The 463-nt window shown below is 55.1% G+C and carries 1 protein-coding gene; it reads left to right on the top strand.

Annotation, left to right across the window (positions count from 1 at the left end):
* Nucleotides 1-50: 50 nt before the first annotated feature.
* Nucleotides 51-463 (top strand): ATP-binding cassette domain-containing protein (locus tag HMPREF2842_RS01850; protein ID WP_371259994.1); only part of this gene is annotated, 413 nt, incomplete at its 3' end.

Here is a 463-nt window from a genome sequence, read left to right as displayed (position 1 = left end):
TGGCAAATGTTGGTTTGGTGAGTCAAGACTACGGCCGTTATGAACTGACTGTGCGTGAAAATCTTCTTCTGGGTTTGTCGCAGGAGGCGGTTGAGCGTCTTGGTGATGCTGATTTGTGGTCGGCTTTGTCGGTGGCTTGTGCTGATGATTTTGTGCGTGGTCTTGAGGGTGGTTTGGATGCTCAGTTGGGTGAGTCGTTTGGTGGTGTTGGTCTTTCGGGTGGTCAGTGGCAGCGTTTGGCGTTGGCGCGTGTGGTTCTTCGGGATGCGCCGGTGTGGGTGTTGGATGAGCCGACCAGTGCTGTGGATGCTGAGACTGAGGAGGAGATTTTTGCTCGGTTGAAGGTGGCTGCTGTTGGGCGTTTGGTGGTGTTGGTGTCTCATCGTGCGTGGACGTTGCGTGGTGTTGATTCTGTGGTGGTGTTGGATGGTGGGTGTGTGGTGGAGCAAGGAACCTACCGGGA

Source organism: Rothia sp. HMSC069C10 (genome assembly GCF_001812205.1).
GTDB lineage: Bacteria > Actinomycetota > Actinomycetes > Actinomycetales > Micrococcaceae > Rothia > Rothia mucilaginosa.
The sequence above is the reverse complement of the archived record's forward strand: the minus strand, read 5'-3'. Positions and strand labels throughout refer to the sequence as shown.